Genomic DNA, 16,934 nt, shown 5'->3' with positions numbered 1-16,934 from the left:
GGACAGGCTTTCCCCGCGGCTTCCGGCACACGCCCGAGCGGGGAAGATTTCGGACGGTCAACGTCCCAAATCCTCCCCACTCGACCCTTGCGGGCACTAGCGACGCCATGCCCGGTATCACCAACAGCAGCGCAGACCAGCTCCGTGACTTCGCCGGGACCCTGACTCTCAGGCAGGGAAGAGGGCCTTCACGCGCCGCCGCTGTAACTGGTGGTGCTACCGCGACCGGGGTGAGGTTCCGGCGCGAGGTGAGGGGAACCTTGAGGGACTCTGGGTCCCTCAAGGAGTCCTTCACGGACCTGCGACCGCCCGAGATGCAGCCGGCGAGGTCACCACCGGGATCGGCGTCGCGCTGACAGCGGCTCAGCAGGCGGCCGACTTCCAGAAAGCGATCACCTACGCCGGTCTCGCCCTGTTGTCCGCGGTCCGCGTGGGATTCGGCATCCTCCGCAGCCGTCGTCCCGTATAGACGTGAAGGCCCCCTTCGCGAGGAAGGGGGCCTTCACGCACTTATCGGAGAACTACAGCTTCGCGCACTGCCCGACGGACGGGCCGCGGACGGTGTTCCGCAGGTCGTAGTCCGTCGGAGCGGGGGAGTTGGCCGCGCACGCCAGCGGGCCGCCGATCGTGCTGGCAGTCAGCACCGGCCCCTTGTTGCCCGTCAACGCCACCGGTCCGCCGATCTCGGTCAGTTCGATCGACACCGGCCCGGCCGCCCCGGTGATCGCCACCGGACCGTTCACCTTCGTCCGGTCGAGCACGATCTGCGCCGCGCCCGTCGCCGTCAGCGGCCCGGAAATCGACCCGCCGTGCACGATCAGGCTCGCGCCCGCCGCCACCGACACCGGACCGGACACCGTCGCACCGTCCAAACAGGTCACGCCGTCCCGAACGGACAGCGGGCCCTTCCGCTCGCCGGTGACGGTCTGCGTGCACGCCGCGTCGGGCTTGCCCAGCACCTCGAACTCCGAGAGCGACGCCTCCCCGCCCGTGGTCGCGGTGACCTCGAGCCGGTAGTAGGCGTAGTGCGCCGGGTTCGCGATCTTGAACGCCTTGGTCTGCTGCCGCCACGGGAACTTCTGGTCGGTCCGCTGATCCGCGACCGCCCACGTCTTCCCGTCGTAGGAGCCCTTCAGCACCCAGCTCTTCGCGTCGCCCGTGCCCTTGCCGGAAGTCAGCGTGTAGAACGAACCCGCTTCCTTCGTCGAGGGCACCTGGTACTGGATCGGCGCCTTGACCTTCGCCTCGGTCCGCGACGTGTTGTCGAAGAACGCCGCGTCCCCGCCGGAGACCGGCCTGGTCAGGTCGTGCACGGGAGTCGGCGCCGCGTCGCCCTTGGTGATCGACTTCGGCGCGTCGTCCGGGCCGGTACCCCACGAAGACGGATTCGGGCCCATGTCGAAGTCGAGTGTCCCGCCGTTGGCGATCGCCGAATGCGCGAGCGACGTCGAGGTTTGCGCCTTGCCGTTCACCTTCAGGCCCTGGACGTAGACGTTCTTCGCGCTGTTCTTCGGCGCGTTGACCACGATCTTCTTGCCACCGGGCAGGTTCACGGTCGCCTTGGTGAACAGCGGCGAGCCGATCGCGTAGTCCGAACTACCGACCTGCAACGGATAGAAGCCCAGCATGCCGAACAACCACCACGCCGACTGCTCGCCGTTGTCCTCGTCACCGCCGTAGCCCTGTCCGACTTCACTGCCGACGTACAACCTGGCCAGCGCCTCGCGGACCTTCGCCTGCGTCTTCGACGGCTGACCCGCGTAGTCGTACATGTAAAGCGTGTGATGCGCGGCCTGGTTGGAATGCGCGTACATGCCCATCCGGACGTCCCGAGCCTCGGTCATCTCATGGATGATCCCGCCGTAGCTGCCGTACTTCAGGCCGGTCTCCGGCGTGGCGAAGAATTCGTCCAATTTGGACGCCAGCCCCGCCTTGCCCCCATAAAGGTTCGCCAGGCCCTTGCCGTCCTGCGGAACCGAGAACCGCATGCCGTACGCGTTGGTCTCGGTGTAGTCGATACCCCACACCTCGGGATCGAAGTCCGCCTTGCTCCGGGTGAACTCGCCCGCCGCGTCACGGCCCTGGAAGAAACCGACACTCGGGTCGAACACGTTCACGTACTGCGTGGCCCGTTCGGTGAAGTACCCGTAGTTGTCCAGGTACTCCTGCTTGCGCGGGTCGCTCGCCGGAGCCTCGTCGTAGAGCTTCTTCGACATGTTCGCGATGGCGTTGTCGTTGACGTAGCCCTCGATCGCCCAGGAGAACCCGTGGTCCGCGGTGTTCGGCGCGTACCCGAGGAACGTGCCCTCGTCGATGCCCTTCCGCCCGACCGCGCCGTTGGGTGGGGTCACCGTGGCGTTCTTGATCGCGGAGTCATAGGCCGACTGGACGTCGAATCCCTTGACACCCTTGAGATAGGCGTCCGCGAACGCGGCGTCCGAACTGGTGCCGGTCATCAGATCCGCGTAACCGGGGGAGGACCAGCGCGAGATCCAGCCGCCGTCGCGGTACTGCTGCACGAACCCGTCGACCAGCTTCCCGGTCGTGTCCGGGCTGAGCAGCGAATACGCCGACCAGACCGTCCGATAGGTGTCCCAGAACCCGTTGTTGACGTAAAACTCGCCGTCGACCAGTTTCGCGCCGGTCTGCGTCGGGGTGTCCTGTCCCGTCTTCGGCGACACCGGGCTCGCGTACTTCTTCACCGGCTTCTCAGCCGTGCCGACGTTCTCGAAGCCCGAGTTCGGGTACAGGAAGAGCCGGTACAGGTTGGAGTACAGCGTGATCAGCTGATCCTTCGACGCGCCCTCGACCTCGACGATCTTGAGCTTCTCGTCCCACGCCTTCTGCGCGGATTCGCTCACCGATTCGAGGGTCGCGTCCGGGGCGAGTTCCTGCGCCAGGTTCTTCTTCGCCTGCTCGACGCTGATCAGCGAGGTCGCTATCCGCATGTTCACCGTCTTGTCGGCGCCCGCGTCGAACTTGAGGTAGCCGAGGACGTTGTCCCGTTTCTGGTCGCCGGAACCGGTCGACAGCTTCGAACCGGCGGTCACCGGCTTGTCGAAGGTCGCGTAGACGAACATCCGCGACGCGCCCGCGGACAGTCCGCTCTTCACGTCGCTGTACCCGGTGATGGCCCGGCCCGCGGGGTCGAGGGTGAGCCCGCCGTTGTTGTTGACGTTGTCGAAGATCAGGTTCGAGTCCGCGCCGGGGAACTTGAACCGGTACAGCGCCGCGTGATCGGTCGGCGCGACCTCCGTCTTGATGCCGTTCTCGAAGTCGACGCCGTAGTAGTGCGCCCGCGCCGTCTCGTTGGAATGTTTGAACGGCAGCTTCCGCGCCTCACGATCCGGGTTCGGCACGCCGGTGGCGGTCGAGGGCAGGAACTGGAAGGTCTGCCGGTCGGCCATCCACGGGCTCGGCGCGTGACTCGCGGAGAACGCCTGCAGCGCCGGGAGGTTCTGCTCGTTGTTGCGCGAGTGGTAGGAGTACATCCAGCTCAACGTGCCCGCGTCGGTTGTTGGGATCCAGAAGTTGAACCCGTGCGGAACCGCGGTCGCGGGCATGTTGTTGCCACGCGAGAACGACCCGTTCGACAGCGAACCGCGCGTGGTCAGCACGTTGTCGGACGGGCGCAGGCTCGCCGGCGGTGTCGGAGTCGCGGAGACCTTGATGTCGTCGAGCCAGCCCTGCAGTGAACCGGGGCCGTTCGCGTTGTCGTAGCCGACCAGGATCCGGTCGACCGTCTTGCCCTTCGCGACCAGGCCGATCTGCGAGCGCACCAGGTTCCACTGGTTGGTGTAGAGCACCTTGCTCGCGCCCTGGCCCTGCGGGGAGAGTCCGAAACCGTACTGGTCGACAGCGCCGAGCTGGCTCAGGTACGTGCCGTCGGTGAACGCCAGGTCCACCGCGACGTTGGTGCTCGGGTACTTCAGGTCACCGCGGATGAACTCCGGCTGCACCTTGTAGGAAAGCTCCGAGGTCGCCGCCACCGGGATGTCGACGTCGAAGATCTTGTTGTAAGACCAGCCGTGCCCCTGCGCCTTGTGGCTGCCGGAGTAGTGGAACGCGCGTGTGCCGGTGAAGCCGACGCGGTTCTTGTTGGTGTAGCCACCGGTCGGGCCGCTGTCGGCGAAGCTGCGCATGTTCGGCAGGGCAGGCGGGGCCGGGTCCTCGTTGGCCAGCAGCAGCTCCGAGAGCTGCATGATGTCGCCGCCGTTGTTCTTGATGATGGTGAGCCGGAAGAACTTGTAGGCCGCGCTCGCCGCGGGAAGCCGGTACTGCTTGGACTGGAACCGGCCGGAGAACTTCTGCCCGGTCTGCTTGTCCAGATCGGTCCAGGACTGACCGTCGGCGGAGCCTTGCAGCGTCCAGTCCTGCGGGTCGCGGTTGTCGAAGTCGTTCGCCGAGGACAGCGCGTACCGCGTGATCGACGTCGGCTCCGACAGCGCGACCTGCGCCCAGCCGGTCGGGGTCCAGGCGAGCCACTTGGTGTCGGTCGAGCCGTCGACCAGGTTCGACACCCCCTCGTTCGGGGTGTTCTCGCTGTTGGCCGACGTCTCGGTGACCTTGCCGCGGATGTCACCGGGGATGGTGGTGGCGTTCGCGCCGTCGACGCCGAACGCCTTCGGCTTGCCGGACGGGTCGACGTCGACGGTGTCGCTCCACGTCGGCTGCGGTTCGCCTTCCTCGAACGAGGAGTAGAAGTCCGGGGGAGCGTCTTCGGCCGCGGCGGTGGCCGGGAGGGCTGCCAGCCCGGACGCCACGACCGTGGCACTCAGGAGGCTGCAGACCAGTGGTCTGACGCTTCGGGGCATCGTTGCACCAATGCTTTCTCGCGGGGGCATGCTGTGCGCCGCGCGGGCGGGGACCGGTGGCGCCAAGAGAGAAGAACTCGCGTGTGACATCGATGTCAAGACACCCGGACAAACCTGACTCGAACTGGACAAGCCGGATGCCCGCTTCTCTACCCTGAAATGGGGTGGACAACCTCCAGGGGCCGAGCCAGGGTGCATGGAGCAATGTCAAGCTGATCCGGGAAACTGGGGTGGGGAAATGCGGCGGTTGTCCATGCTCGGCGTGGCAGCGCTCATCACGGCAGGCTCGATACTCACGGTACCGGCGGCCACCGCCGGCGAAACGACTTTCCGCCCGGTGCGCACCTGCGCCGATCTGGTGCGGACCTACGACGTCTCCGGGGCGGTCACCCACGTCGAAACGGCGACCGTGGTGCCCGCGACGGCGACCGAACCGGAGAACTGCGACGTCCGCGGCTACGTCGAACCGGCGGTGCAGTTCCAACTGCGGCTGCCGACCAAGACGTACGCGGGCCGCTATCTGCAGTTCGGCTGCGGCGGTTTCTGCGGCGCCGTCGCCACCCCGCCGTTCGCCGACTGCGGACTGCCGCACGGCGGCGACGTCGCGGTCGCGGCCACCGACGACGGTCACGTAGGCAAGACCCCGCTCGTCTTCGACGACGGCAAGTGGGCCGAGAACAACCAGGCCGCGCGCGACGACTTCGCCTTCCGCGCGCCACACGTCGTGTCGAAGGCGTCCAAACGCCTCATCACGGCGTTCTACGGCGCTCCGCCCACGAATTCCTACTTCAGCGGCTGCTCCGACGGCGGCCGCGAAGCACTCCTGCTGGCTCAGCGCTACCCGCACGACTTCGACGGCATCATCGCCGGCGCGCCCGCCGGATACTGGGGACCGCTCCTCGGCGTCTACCAGACCTGGCTCGCCAAGGTGAACACCGGCGCCGACGGCAAACCGATCCTGACCGCGGAGAAGCTCCCGGCGTTGCATGCCGCCGCGGTGTCCTCTTGCGACCGGTCCGACGGGCTCACCGACGGCGCCATCGACGACCCGCGCACCTGCCGCTTCGACCCGGCCACGATCATCTGCCCGCCGGGCACCGACAACGCCGGCTGCCTCACCGCGGCACAGGTCGAAGCCACCAAGAAGATCTACGCGGCGCCGACCGACGAACGCGGCCGCAAGCTCTACCCCGGCGGCCAGACCGTCGGCTCCGAACTGTCCTGGTACGGCTGGACCGTCTCGGCGCCGGAATACGGCGGCATCCCGGTCGCGTTCGGGCTCGCCGACAACTACCTGAAGTACATGGCGTACCCGATCAAGACACCGCATTCGTCGGTCGAGGAGTTCGCCTTCACCGCCCGAGATTTCAACCGGCTCACCCCGGAAGGCGTCCGCTACAACGCGATGTCGCCGGATCTCCGTGAATTCCGGCGCTCCGGCGGCAAACTCGTGATCTGGCACGGCTGGGCGGACCAGGCGATCCCCGCGGCGGGCACCGTCGACTACTACCAGCGGCTCACCCGCGCCAACGGCGGCCTCGCCGCGACGCAGAACTGGGCCCGGCTGTTCATGGTGCCCGGGCTCTACCACTGCGCGACCGGCGACAAACTGACCGAGTACGACCCGCTGAAGGAACTGGTTTCCTGGGTCGAACGCGGCACCGCGCCGGACCGGACGATCGCCACCGGCCGTGACGCCGACGGCAAGGTCTTCCGCACGCGGCCGGTGTTCCCGTACCCGCTGCAGGCCAAGTACGACGGCACCGGAAGCGTCGACGACGCCTCGAACTTCGTACCTGTTCCGCCTTCGCGGCCTTCGCAGGACATCGTGAACTGGGCCGGGAACGACCTGTACAGGAAGGCCGGCCCGGTCGCTCCCTGACACGCGGTTCCAGGTGAGCAACGTCAGTACGTGAAGGCCCCTTCATTGCGTCTAGCGCAAGGGGCCCGGCAAAGTTGCAGAGCTGCTGGTCAGCGCTGCTGTTGGTAATCCGGCTCAACATCGCTAGTGTCGCGTGATCGTGCTTGCTTGATGTTGGGTTTCGTTCGTCGGACGGCGATCTCGCGTGATCAGACGGCGGTTACGCGTGGTTGGACGGCGATCTCCGGAGATCGCCGTCTGATCACGGGTAAGACCTGCAGGATCACGCGACACTAGTGACTGCGATTGCCGGGGTTCTTGAGGGAGGCATGTCCCTCAAGAACCCCTGTTGATCAAACTCCGCAACCGGTTGTGACCGCGACGAAGAGCCGCCTGACCTACAGAACCTCGACCTTGCCGGGCCCTTGCGTCTAGCGCGATGAAGGGGGCCTTCACGTACTTGAGCAGATGTCGCCTAAGAAAGAACGCCGTCCAGTAGCCGGACCCGCCGGTCCGCGATCCGGTGCACGTCGTCGTCGTGCGTCGCCACGATGACCGCGGCACCCTCCTCCGCGCAGCGCCGCAGCAACCGCAGCACCCGCGGCGTGCTCCCGGCGTCCAGGTGCGCTGTCGGCTCGTCGGTGAGCAGGACCCGAGGCCGCCCGCTGACCGCCCTGGCGAGCGCGACCCGCTGCTGCTGCCCGAACGAGACCTCGAGCGGATAGCGGTCGCCGAGGTCACCGATCCCGAGTTCCTCCAGCAGCTCGGCGACCCGCGCGTGGATGTCCTTCGCACGGGGCTTGGGGATGTCGGACCGGAGTCGCAGGGGCAACGCCACATTCTCCGCGATCGTCAGTTCGTTCGCGAGGCCGAGTGCCTGGGGCAGGACGGCGCAGGTGTGCCATGGCGGCGCGCCCGCTATCGGGATGCCGTCCAACAGGACACTGCCGGAATCCGGCGAGTCGAAGCCGCACAGCAGGGCCAGCAGCGCGCTTTTGCCGGAACCGGATCGGCCGGAGACGGTGACCAGTTCACCCGCGGCCACACGCAGTTCGAGCCCGCGCAGGACTTCGACGTCCCCGCTGGGATGGGGGAACCGGCGGCGCAACCCGACGGCCTCGAGGGCGGGTTCCGCCATTACGGCACGACCTCCCGTTCTTCGATGCTTTCGAGGCTGCCTTTGTGCATCCGCGCGACGCGGCTGCCGAGTTCGATGAGGCGGTCGTCGTGCGAGGCGACGATGACGGCGAAATCCTGATCCGCCAGGTATTTCAGCGTGCCGAGCACCAGGTCGGCCGACCCTTCGTCCAATTGGGACGTCGGCTCGTCGGCGAGGACGACGGTCGAGCGGCGCGCGAGGGTGCAGCCGAACGCGAGCCGTTGCTGCTGCCCGCCCGACAGCGCGGAGATCCGCCAGCCACCGGTCCCGCCCAGCCCCAGCTGATCGAGGATGTCGTCCGGCAGGCATTCCGTCCCCGCCGACTCCGCCGCCGCGCGGAGATTGTCGGCGACGCTCAGGTACGCGAGCAGGTTGTCGGTCGGGTTCTGGAACACCAGACCGAGGTGGTTTCGCCGCAACACCCGTCGCTCGCGATGCCGCAGCTTGCCGGTTTCGGTTCCCTGGAAGGAAATCGTGCCCCGCACGGGCTGCTCGAACAGGCCGAGCGTCCGCAGCAGGGTGGACTTGCCGGAACCGGACGGCCCGGCCAGCACGGTGATCCCGCGTGCGGGAATGTCGATGGTGACGTCGTCGACACCGGTGACGGTGCCCGCCGGCGTCGGGTAGTCGACGCCGATACCGTCGAGCCGGAAAATCGGTTTCTCAGGCACGGATCAGCTCCGCGGTCCGGGCGGTGCGCACCGAGCGCATCGCGATCCAGCCTGCCAGCGCCACGACGAGCACGCCGACGGCCAGCACGGTCAGGGCGAACGGGGTCGGGTTCGGCAGCGCCGACCTCGGCGCGAGGAAGGTCGCCGGATCGAAGCGCGGCACCGAAAGGCCCGCGACCGAGATCCCGCAGGCGACACCGATGACCACGGCGAGTCCGCTGAGCGTGCCCAGTTCCATCAGGTGGCTCGCGAGCAGGGCACGCGGCCGCATCCCCATCCGCAGGACCAGAGCCCCGGCCAGTGCGTTCTGGCGACGGCGGACCTCGACCGCGACCAGCAGCGACAGCACCGCCACCGCACCGAGTACCGCTCCGAGCAGGGCCATGAACGAGAACGTCCAGGACACGAGGTAGAACGGGAGCGCGTCGAGGGCGGACTCACGGGTGACGCGGTTGACCGCGGTGGCCACCCCCACAGTGGTCAGCGCCTCGGTCACCTGCGTCAGCGGGGCGCTGGACAGCACACTCCACTTGGGCACGACGCGCAGTTGCGCGGGGCTGAGCGACTCTCGGGAGATCACGTACCCGGCCTTGGTGCCGATGATCGGGAACATCGGCGTTTCGCCGATCGTCCTGGCGTCCGCGAGACCGGCGCCCAGCGTGGGTTTCTGGGCGGGGTCGTTCCCGACCCGGATCGCCGGGACACCGGTGCCGGAACTCGACAACTGTCCCAGGAGCCGGTCGACCTCGGCGCCGTCGAGCGGGCCGAGTGTGGCGGCGTGCCGGAAGGTCCGCGGATCCACGACCAGCACGACACTGCCGGTACCGGTCAGCTCGCCGACGATCGTGGTGTTGCCGCCGAGCTGGGGCGGCAGCTGGACCTTGCCGGTGCCGATGACGCTTTCGGTGTCGACCCTGGTCTCGGCGCCGACGAAGATCGCCGACTTCGTGTGCAGCGCCTCCTCTTGTCCGCGCGCGATCCCGATGCCGGTCGCCAGGGTGCCGACGGCCAACGTGCCGATCACGAGTACGCCGGTGACCGGCGCGCGGGCGCTGGCCAGCCGCCGGATCGCCATTTGCAGCGCGGGCCGTGACCACAGCCGCGCGCGATGCGACGCGTGCAGGGCGAGCCAGCCCAGACGCGCGGCGAGCAGGCCGACGGTGAGCACGACGAACACCGGATAGGTGAGGGCGATCGGGTCGACCTGGGGGAGCGGATTGCCGATCCTGGACCCCTTGCCGTAGTCGACGAGCCGGTTCCAGCCGAGCAGTGCCACTCCGGCGGTGACCAGTTCCCACGGGAAGATCGCCAAGAGCTTCACGCCCTTGGCTCGGCCGGACCGGACCCGGCCGAGTTCGAACTCCCGATGTGTGCGGACGGCGATCACGCCTGCCAGCAGGGCGAGCGAAACGAGCAGGATCGCGGCCGCGGCGAGAGACCCTTGCAGCAGTGCCCCGTCGTCCAGTTCACCCGGTGGTCCGTAGACCCCGAGCAACAGGCGCGCAAGTACCGCGCCCGCCGCGCCACCGACGACGATGGTCAGTCCGAGTTCGGCGACCGCGAGCGACCCGAGCGCCCCCGGCGCGCTGCCGCGGGCGGACAGCAGCCTCAGCTGCGGGTGCCGTCGTTGATACCACTGCAACGCGACAGTGCCGATACCGGCGCAGCCGACCAAAATGCTGATGGCCGCGAGCGGCAGGATCGAGATCAGGACGTTCGACTCCGCCTGGTTGCTGATCGCCACCGAGCGCTCGAACGGCTCCGACCCGATGATCGCGTCACCGAGGCCGTGGCTGCCCAGATCCGCCTTGACGTCGGCGATGAGCGCCTTCGAACGTTCCAGCAGGTCCTCGGCCTCGCTCACGGTCTTGGGAGGAGCCTCGTAGAACGACATGTGCAGGGTGGCGATCGCCGGGATGCCCGAGGCGCGGACCGCGTCGTCGAACGTCTTCCCGTCGGGGGCGAACATGACCGAGTCGAGCGGGTCGTTGGCGAGCCTGCTCACGACGGCGTTCCGCTGCTGGGAGCACCACCAGCGAGGTGCCGGGTCGGCGAGGTCGCGGTACAGCCCGGTCACCGGAGGGAGCGGCGTGCCATTGATGCTCGGCGTGACCCCGGTTTTGATCCCTTCGGCCTTGGCCACGACGGTGCCGAGCAAGAGCCCGGCGCCCACTGATCCGTCCGCCAGCTCGAGGTGGCCGGGAACCCCCTGGTCCCGGTGGGCGATGGTGACCTTGTAATTGGGGTCGCCGTTGAACTCGGTGCCGAAGAGGTACGGCGTGTAGCGGGAGGTGACCGGCGTGCCGAAACCGTGCGCCGGAGCATGACGGCGGACGGAGTCGGCGACCTGCGGAGCGACCGCGACGGGGACGTTGTCCTTGCTGAACACGGGCCCGTAGTAATCCGGGCACGCGAGACCGGACTGGTACGCGACGGCCGCGCCCCCCGCGGCCGAAGCCTGCAGGATGGCGGCGGTACCGAGGAAACAGGCCAGCAACGCGGTCACCGCCGCGATGATCAAGGTCAGCGGGCTGCTCAAAGCCGCCCGCGGAGCCGCTCGCCACGGCATCGTCACCCTGGGCCCGCCGGTAGCCCCCCACCTCACCCGCATGAATACGCACGCTACCTGTCAAGGCGTCTGCGCGACAGAAAGAAATCACTGTTTGTTGCCGACGTGAAGTAAGGGCATGGTCCATTGTGGTGACACGGGTGCCCTGCTATTGACTGTCTGTCACCAGGCGATCGATCGGTGTCGTCGCGCCGGTCGCGACCTCCCCGGAGAAAACGGTTTCTCCGAGGGCCGCGACGAGAACGCCGGTGATCCTGTCGACGTCTTCGCGTTCGGCCTTCGGCAGGGGAGCACCCGCCGATTCCCGAGAGGCCGCCGCGGCGCCCAGCAACCGCGCGGCAAGGCGATACGAGCCGGCGGCGGATTCCGCCCCGGCCAGACCCTCGAGGCCGAGCGCGATCGCGCGCGGATCCCCGCCGAGGCGAGCGATCGCGAGGCCGTCCCGCTGGAGCCGCTTCGCCTTCACCGCGTCTCCGCGCTGCTCGGCGATGAATCCGAGCTCGGCGAGGATCAGGGTGCTGCCCGCTTCGGACTCCACCCGGCGATGCCAGTCCAGAATGGACAACAGCCGCCGTTCGGCCTCGTCGAACAACCCTTGACGCCGCGCGCCGAGCGCGAGTCCGGTCTCGGCGTAGATCTCGCCGGGTTTGAAGCTGTGCTCGACGGCCAACGACTTGGCCCGCTCGTGGAACTCCTTCGCCCCGTCGAAATCGCCGGTGAGCAACGCTGTCCGGCCGAGCCAGGACAGTTTGTAGGCGACCTCCGGCCACAGCTCCAGCTCCTCCGCACGGCGAAGGCTTTCCCGGTGGACCCGGGCGGCGTGGTCGTAGTCCCCGGCGATCGAGGCCAGCACGCCGATGACGAACGACGCCTGCAGCCAGCCCCAGCGTTCGCCAAGCCTGTCGAAGATCCCGGCGCTCTGCGCGGCGATCCGGCCGCCGCCGGTGAGGTCACCCCCGGAGATCAGGTGGCTCGCGCGGTCGCTCAGCGCGGCCGCGGCACTCCAGTCGTCGCCGATGTCACGGGCGGCTTCGAGCGCGCCGAGCGTGAGTTTCTCCGCCCGGCACAGGTCGCCGATCGTGGACCACGCGTAGCCGAGGAACCACAGCGACCGCGCCCGCGCGACGGGATCGACGATGTCCCACACGGTTTTCTCCGCCGCGCCCTCGGTGCAGGTGCCGTCGAGCACGGCGATGCCCGTGCACCAGCCGAGAGCCCGTGCGCGCTCGTCGCCGTCGTCGATCTCGGTGTCGAGCACCAGGTTCAGACAGCGCCGGGCTTCGGTGAGCCGTCCGCGGAGGAACCAGAACCAGGTCGTCGCGTTCACCAGCCGCAACGCGAGCCGGTGTTCGCCTTGCCTCAGCAGAGTTTCCAGCGCACGCCGGGTGTTGGCGCCTTCGGCGTCGAGCCTGTCGAGCCAGCGCCGTTGTTCCTTGCCACGCAGCCCCGCGTCGCCGCGTTCGGCCAGCTCGACGTGGAATCGGGCGTGCCGCAGGTACAGATCGTCGAGTTCACCCGCTTCTCCGGCGTGTTCCAGTGCGTACGCCGAAACCGACTCCAGCAGGCGGAACCGCGGTTCGCCTGTCCCTCCTGGCCTGCTGACCACCAGAGACCTGTCGACGAGCCGGGACAACAGGTCCAGGACGTCACCGGAAGCGATCTCGCCACCTGCGCAGACCGACTCGGCGGCGTCGAGCCCACAGCCTTCGGCATGGACGGCGAGCCTGCGCAGCACGATCTGCTCGGCCTCGCTCAGCAGACTCCAGCTCCAGTCGATCATCGCTCGAAGGGTCTGCTGACGGCGTGGCCCGCCCCGCCTGCCAGAGGACAGCAGGCCGAACCGGTCGTCGAGGCGGGCGAGGAGTTCGCGCACGCCGAGCGTCCGGACCCGGGTGGCGGCGAGTTCGAGCGCCAGCGGGATCCCGTCGAGCGTGCGGCAGATCCTGGCGACCACGGCCGCGGTATCCGCGTCGAGCGCGAACCCCGGGGCGGCCGCCGCGGCCCGGGCGGCGAACAGCCGGACGGCACTCGATTCCCGCACGGCGGCGAAATCGGCCTGCTCGGGCAAGTCGAGCGGCGGGACCACCCAGACGGTCTCGCCGGGCAGCCCGAGCGGCTCCTGGCTGGTGGCGAGCACACGCAGGCGCGGCGCCGCCGACAGCAGCCGCTCCACCAGCGCCGCGACCGGCTCGACGACCTGCTCACAGTTGTCCAGGACGACCAGAATCTCCTTGTCACGCAAGGCATCGGCCAACGACTGGGTCGGTGACTTCGCCGAGGTGGCCTCCTCGCGGAGGTCCAGTGCGGCCGTCAGAACGACGGCGACCAGGTCTTCCGGCGGGCAGGTCGGGCATTCGACGTTGTCCAGGCCCGCCAGTTCGACCAGCCAGGTGCCGTCGGCCATCGCGAGCTTCGACGCGGCCTCGACGGCCAGCCGGGTCTTGCCCACCCCGCCGGGCCCGGTGAGAGTGACCAGCCGCGCGTCGGTGACGAGCGAGCCGACCTCCTTGACCGCGGTCGTCCGGCCGACCAGTTCGGTCAGCGCCTCGGGCAGGTTCCCGCGTACCGGCCCGGCGGCACGGACGGGTTCGAGATCCGGGCTGCGAGTCAGGATCGCCTGGTGCAGGGCCGCGAGGGCCGGTCCCGGTTCGAGGCCGGACTCGTCCCGTAGCCGGGCCCGCAGTTCGGCGTAGGTTTCGAGCGCCTCGCTGTGCCGCCCGGCGGCGTAGAACGCCCGCATCAGCAGGCCGCGGAGCCGCTCCCGGAGCGGATGCCGCGAGACCAAGCCCGCCAGCTCCCCGGTGAGGACGCCGTGTTCGCCGAGCGCCAGCCTGGCTTCGGCTCGCTCTTCCTCGGCGAGCAGCCGTTCCTCTTCCAGCCGCTGCGCCGCGGCCACGGCGAACGGCTCGTCCTCGAACCCGGCGTACGCGGGCCCTCGCCACAACGCCAGCGCGTCCGCCAACAGTGCGGCGCGTGCACGTGGATCGACGGTGTCGCGGGCGCGGGCGGTGAGCGTGCGGAACCGGTGGACGTCCAGGTCGCCGGGCTCGACGGTGAGGGCGTATCCGGCGGGTTGGCGCGTCACGATTTCGCGGGCGCCCGGCTCGGCTCGTTCGAGCGTGCGGCGCAGCTGGGAGACCTTGGTCTGCAGGGTGTTACCCGGATTGCCCGGCGGATGCTCGCCCCACAGGTCGTCGGTCAGCGACGACACCGACGCCGCCCGGCCTTCCCTGCTCAGCAGCCCGGCGAGCATCAGGCGGACCTTCGCCTCGGGCACGACGACGGGCTCGCCCGCGGTCGTCCACACGGCGAGTGGGCCCAGCACTCCGAAACGCACGAAACCGACGTTAGCGCGGACCACCGACAATCTCGTGCGCGGACCCGCAGCGATCCGTGCGCGGGCCGCGTCACGGTGGTCCCATGACCGAACACGGCAAGACCCCGGTGACGGTACTGGGGCTGGGCGCGATGGGAACCGCGCTCGTAGAGGCACTACTGGCCGCGGGACATCCGGTCACCGCGTGGAACCGGACCGCGAGCCGCGCCGAGGGCGTGGCGGCGAAGGGAGCTTCGGTCGCTTCGACCGTGGCCGAGGCTCTCGCGGCGAACAAGATCGTGATCGCCTGCCTGCTCGACTACGACTCGGTGCACGAAGTCCTGGACCCGGCCGCGACCGGGCTCGCGGGACGACAGCTGATCAACCTGACCAACGGCACCCCTGGCCAGGCACGCGAGATGAGCGCCTGGGCCGAGGGCCTGGGCGCGGCGTACCTGGACGGCGGGATCATGGCCGTCCCGCCGATGATCGGCTCGCCCGCGGCGTTCATCTTCTACAGCGGCTCGGGCACCGTCTTCGGCCAGGCCCGCACCGCGCTCGACACCTTCGGCGGTGTCAACTACCTCGGGGCCGATCCCGGACTGGCGCCGCTCTACGACATCGCGCTGCTCAGCGGGATGTACGGGCACTTCATCGGCGTCATCCAGGCCTTCGCCCTCGTCGGCTCCGCCGGAGCCAAAGCGAGGGAGTTCGCTCCGCTGCTTCGCGGCTGGATGGACGCGATGAGCGGCTTCCTGGAGCGCGCGGCCGAGCAGATCGACGACGGCGACTACGTGACTGACGTCGTGTCGAACCTCGCGATGCAGGCCGCGGCCTTCCCGAACCTGGTGAAGACCGCGGAAGAACAGGGCGTCAGCGGCGAGTTGCTCGCGCCGCTCCAGCCCTTGATGGACAAACGGGTCGCGGCCGGGCACGGCGCCGAAGACCTGATCGGCGTAATCGAAACTCTGAAGAAGTAAGGGAAACACAATGATCACACTGATCGGGCTCGGCCCGATGGGACAGGCCATGGTCCGCGTACTCCTGGAGAACGGCCACGGAGTCACGGTCTGGAACCGCACCGCCGCCAGGGCGGACGACGTGGTGGCGGCCGGTGCCGTGCGCGCCGAGACGCCGGCGGACGCGGTGTCGGCATCGGAGCTGGTGCTGCTGAGCCTCACCGACTACGCGGCGATGTACGACATCCTCGGCAAGGCCGAGGAAACGTTGGCGGGCAAGGTGATCGTCAACCTCAGCTCGGACACCCCGGAGAAGACCCGCGAAGCAGCCGACTGGGTCAAGGCCCGCGGCGGGCAGTTCATCGCGGGCGGCTTGATGGTCCCGGCCCAGTTGGTGGGCAAGGAGGAGGCGTACGTCTTCTACAGCGGCCCCACGGCGGTGTTCGAGAAGCACCGCGAGGTCCTGGCGCTGATCGGGCGGGCGGACTTCCTCGGCGAGGACGTCCGGCTGGCGCAGCTGTTCTACCAGGCGCAGCTGGACATCTTCCTGAACTCGCTTTCGGTGTTCCTGCACGCGAGCGCGCTCGTTCGCTCGGCCGGGGTACCCGTCGAGAAGTTCCTCCCGTACGCCAAGGACAACTTCGCGACGATGGGCTTCTACCTGGACGCCGCGGCGGAGCAGGTCGAGAAGGGTGATCATCCCGGCGACGAGGCCGACGTGACGATGATGGGAGCGACCGCCGACCACATCGTGCAGGCGAGCCGGGACGCCGGGATCGACGTCGTCCTGCCGGAGGCGATCAAATCGCACTACGACCGGGCGATCGCCGCAGGGCACGGGCGTAGCTCGTGGACCAGCCTCTTCGAGGTCATCAAGGACGACCGCAAGTAGTCCTCTGTTCGCGGCGGTATCCTCCGCAGTACAGGAAGGCCCCTTTTCCTTGCGTCTAGCGCAAAGAAAAGGGGCCTTCAAAGTCGCAGAACTGCTGTTCGGCGCTGCTGCTGGTAATCCGGGCTTGGCATCGCTAGTGCCTGCCAGGGGCCGAGCGGGGAGGCATGTCCCTGAACCCCTGTTGATCAAGCTCCGCGACCGGTATGACCCCGCGACGATGTAGGAACTGGGACACTCAACGTCCCAATTCCTACATCGTCGGCTCCGCCTAGTGTCGCGTGATCCTGCAGGTCTTACCCGTGATCAGACGGCGATCTCCGGAGATCGCCGTCTGATCACGCGTAACCGCCGTCTGATCACGCGAGATCGCCGTCCGAGGAACGAAACCCAACGTCGCGCAAGCAGGATCACGCGACACTAGCGACGAGTACCGCCCGACCTGCAAACCTCGACTTTGCCGGGATCCTGACCTTGCGCCCCCTGAGTCAGGTCTGGTGAGCGGTCCGGGCGGACAGATCCTCCCCACTCACCCCTTTCCCGCGCCAGACCGCCAGGGCCACCCACGATCGCAACTAGGGCGTGTTTCAGATGTTAGAGCCATTCGTTGATCGCGGCGATGGTGACGGTGGCTTCGTAGCGGACGGCGAGTTTGTCGTATCGGGTGGCGACGGCTCGGTAGCGTTTGAGCCGGTT

The 16,934-nt window shown here is 68.4% G+C and carries 8 protein-coding genes; 3 read left to right on the top strand and 5 right to left on the bottom strand.

Features of this window, described 5'->3' with window-relative positions:
- Positions 1-521 precede the first annotated feature (521 nt).
- Positions 522-4,814 carry a GH92 family glycosyl hydrolase gene (locus ACM6LU_RS36545; RefSeq protein ID WP_414942436.1) on the bottom strand — a complete coding sequence of 1,431 codons (4,293 nt, stop codon included), beginning with the start codon at positions 4,812-4,814 and terminating at the stop codon, positions 522-524.
- A gap of 238 nt (positions 4,815-5,052) precedes the next feature.
- Between ACM6LU_RS36545 and ACM6LU_RS36540 the strand changes: the two genes are divergently transcribed.
- Positions 5,053-6,696 (top strand): tannase/feruloyl esterase family alpha/beta hydrolase, encoded by a 1,644-nt coding sequence (locus tag ACM6LU_RS36540; RefSeq protein ID WP_414942435.1) that lies wholly within the window; start codon positions 5,053-5,055, stop codon positions 6,694-6,696.
- Between the two features lie 454 nt (positions 6,697-7,150).
- Here ACM6LU_RS36540 and ACM6LU_RS36535 read toward each other — a convergent pair whose 3' ends face one another.
- From ACM6LU_RS36535 to ACM6LU_RS36520, 4 genes are all read right to left on the bottom strand, one after another.
- A complete protein-coding gene (locus ACM6LU_RS36535; RefSeq protein ID WP_414942434.1) occupies positions 7,151-7,813 on the bottom strand; it encodes an ABC transporter ATP-binding protein in 663 nt (220 codons plus the stop codon).
- The gene (locus ACM6LU_RS36530; protein WP_414942433.1) at positions 7,813-8,505 is read right to left on the bottom strand and encodes an ABC transporter ATP-binding protein; all 693 of its coding nucleotides are present in this window, start codon (positions 8,503-8,505) and stop codon (positions 7,813-7,815) included. Before ACM6LU_RS36530 ends, ACM6LU_RS36535 begins: the two co-directional genes overlap by 1 nt.
- Positions 8,498-11,074 carry an ABC transporter permease gene (locus ACM6LU_RS36525; RefSeq protein ID WP_414942484.1) on the bottom strand — a complete coding sequence of 859 codons (2,577 nt, stop codon included), beginning with the start codon at positions 11,072-11,074 and terminating at the stop codon, positions 8,498-8,500. Before ACM6LU_RS36525 ends, ACM6LU_RS36530 begins: the two co-directional genes overlap by 8 nt.
- Positions 11,075-11,222: 148 nt before the next feature.
- Positions 11,223-14,411 carry a BTAD domain-containing putative transcriptional regulator gene (locus ACM6LU_RS36520; RefSeq protein WP_414942432.1) on the bottom strand — a complete coding sequence of 1,063 codons (3,189 nt, stop codon included), beginning with the start codon at positions 14,409-14,411 and terminating at the stop codon, positions 11,223-11,225.
- 83 nt (positions 14,412-14,494) lie between these two features.
- On the opposite strand from ACM6LU_RS36520, the gene ACM6LU_RS36515 reads away from it, so the two are divergent.
- Both ACM6LU_RS36515 and ACM6LU_RS36510 read left to right on the top strand, forming a co-directional pair.
- Positions 14,495-15,370 carry an NAD(P)-dependent oxidoreductase gene (locus ACM6LU_RS36515; protein ID WP_414942431.1) on the top strand — a complete coding sequence of 292 codons (876 nt, stop codon included), beginning with the start codon at positions 14,495-14,497 and terminating at the stop codon, positions 15,368-15,370.
- A gap of 10 nt (positions 15,371-15,380) precedes the next feature.
- Positions 15,381-16,241: an NAD(P)-dependent oxidoreductase gene (locus tag ACM6LU_RS36510; protein ID WP_414942430.1), complete on the top strand. Its 861-nt coding sequence runs from the start codon at positions 15,381-15,383 to the stop codon at positions 16,239-16,241.
- Positions 16,242-16,934 lie beyond the last annotated feature (693 nt).

The organism is Amycolatopsis sp. cmx-11-51, from assembly GCF_047608665.1.
Taxonomy (GTDB): Bacteria; Actinomycetota; Actinomycetes; order Mycobacteriales; family Pseudonocardiaceae; genus Amycolatopsis.
Note: the sequence above shows the minus strand (reverse complement) of the source record. Positions and strands in the feature narration are given on the sequence as shown.

Excerpts from the sequence above, each read along its gene's own strand:
- ACM6LU_RS36545 (WP_414942436.1), bottom strand. The coding sequence starts at position 4,814 with ATGCCCCGAAGCGTCAGACCACTGGTCTGCAGCCTCCTGAGTGCCACG.
- ACM6LU_RS36540 (WP_414942435.1), top strand. The coding sequence starts at position 5,053 with ATGCGGCGGTTGTCCATGCTCGGCGTGGCAGCGCTCATCACGGCAGGC.
- ACM6LU_RS36535 (WP_414942434.1), bottom strand. The coding sequence starts at position 7,813 with ATGGCGGAACCCGCCCTCGAGGCCGTCGGGTTGCGCCGCCGGTTCCCC.
- ACM6LU_RS36525 (WP_414942484.1), bottom strand. The coding sequence starts at position 11,074 with ATGCCGTGGCGAGCGGCTCCGCGGGCGGCTTTGAGCAGCCCGCTGACC.
- ACM6LU_RS36515 (WP_414942431.1), top strand. The coding sequence starts at position 14,495 with ATGACCGAACACGGCAAGACCCCGGTGACGGTACTGGGGCTGGGCGCG.
- ACM6LU_RS36510 (WP_414942430.1), top strand. The coding sequence starts at position 15,381 with ATGATCACACTGATCGGGCTCGGCCCGATGGGACAGGCCATGGTCCGC.